This is a genomic window from Geomonas sp. Red276, assembly GCF_054784495.1.
Genome location: NZ_BLXW01000089.1, coordinates 1 through 1,748 on the forward strand (window position 1 = coordinate 1; position 1,748 = coordinate 1,748).

Below are 1,748 nucleotides of genomic sequence, written 5' to 3' on the forward strand. Positions count from 1 at the left end.
CCCCCTGTGTCAGGATAGTTGTCGCCTCTGAGGGGCCGTTTGGTTTTGGTTTTGTGACGATGTGAGGCGGTGAGCGAAGCGAGCTCGCCGGCGCCTCACGGAAATCGCGAACTGAAGATCCTGCCGCCCGCTTTTTTCTCACCACTTGGGGGCAGCAAGGATCTATTATGACGTACACAGAAGGTTTCAAGGCCAACATGGTCCGCAGGATGGCCGGCCCGAACGCAATTTCGGCTACCGCTCTCGCACGAGAAGTGGGCGTCCCTCAACAATCACTGTCGCGCTGGCTTCGAGATGCGAGCGTTGCGACCCAGCCCGACAGCTCGTCGGCACACCCCGAGAGTGTAATGCCCCCTAAACGTCCCCAAGACAGATCCGCGGAAGAGAAGCTCAAGATCGTTACTGAAGCCGAGATGATCCCGGAAGAACAGCTGGGCGCCTTTTTGCGCCGCAATGGCATTCACGAGGCCCAACTGCGGGAGTGGCGCAGCATGATGCTGTCAGGGCTCCAAAAGCCTCCGCGCTCCACGAAGAATAGCGAGGAAGCCAAGAAGATTCAGCAGCTTGAGAAAGAGCTTCAGCGTAAAGAGAAGGCATTGGCGGAGGCTGCCGCGATCATAATTCTCAAAAAAAAAGTCCAGTCGATCTGGGGGGGCGAGGAAGAGCCCACGGACAAGAAGAACGGCAAATGATCCGCCAACTTATCGAAGAAGCGACCAATTCCGGCGCAAGACTTGAAGCGGCTGCGGAGGCCATTGGTTTGAGCATCAGAACTCTTCAGCGCTGGGATCTGCAAGGCGACGGAGCGGATAGGCGGCGTGGGCCCATTTCGACTCCGGCAAACAAACTTGATCCCGCAGAGCGGCAGAACATCCTTGATGTCGCCAACTCACCGGAATTTCGCGACCTCTCGCCGAAGCAGATCGTGCCTCAATTGGCCGACCAGGGGAGCTACGTGGCGTCGGAGTCGAGCTTCTACCGTGTGCTGCGAGAAGAGGGGCAAATCAAACACCGAGAACCCTCTCGTCCAGCTACGGGCCGTAAGACCAAAGAACATGTGGCAACAGGCCCTAACCAGGTCTGGTCTTGGGATATCACGTATCTCAAAAGCCCCATCGTCGGCCAATTCTTCTATCTCTACCTGATCATGGATATCTGGAGTCGCAAGATCGTGGCCGCCACAGTATTTGCAAAAGAAAGTAACGACTACAGCGCATGGCTTTTCTTGCAAGCCTGTCGCAGACTCAAAATAGACCCGGCCGGCCTCGTCCTTCACTCCGACAACGGCGGCCCGATGAAGGGGGCGACGATGCTAGCAACTCTCCAGCGACTCGGGGTGGTGCCTTCGTTCAGCAGGCCACAGGTCAGTGACGACAACCCTTATTCGGAATCACTGTTCAGAACCATGAAGTACAGGCCTGGTTATCCCAGCAAACCCTTCGAAAGCATTGAGGCAGCTCAGACCTGGGTCGATGGCTTCACCTCCTGGTACAACACCGAGCATCTGCACAGTGGCATTCGCTTCGTCACCCCCGATGACCGCCACTTCGGCAGGGAGAAGGCGATTCTCGACAGCAGGAGGGATCTCTACGAGAAGGCCCGCCAGCAGAACCCTGCTCGGTGGTCTAAAGGCATCCGAAATTGGGACCCCGTGGGGGCCGTTTTCCTTAATCCTGAGCCTGCGCCGGAAATCATACTCGCCGCAGCTTAAAACTCAGCAGAGGCGACAACTACCTTGACACCCGCCG

The 1,748-nt window shown here is 57.1% G+C and carries 1 protein-coding gene; it reads left to right on the top strand.

Translation table 11 applies throughout. The features are described from left to right. The first annotated feature begins 167 nt into the window (after window positions 1-167). A protein-coding gene (locus ACYVL5_RS23560; protein ID WP_460597986.1) for an IS3 family transposase occupies window positions 168-1,711 on the top strand; the annotation gives its coding sequence in 2 pieces (ribosomal slippage) (window positions 168-636 and window positions 636-1,711; 1,545 coding nt in all). The last annotated feature ends 37 nt before the right edge of the window (window positions 1,712-1,748 follow it).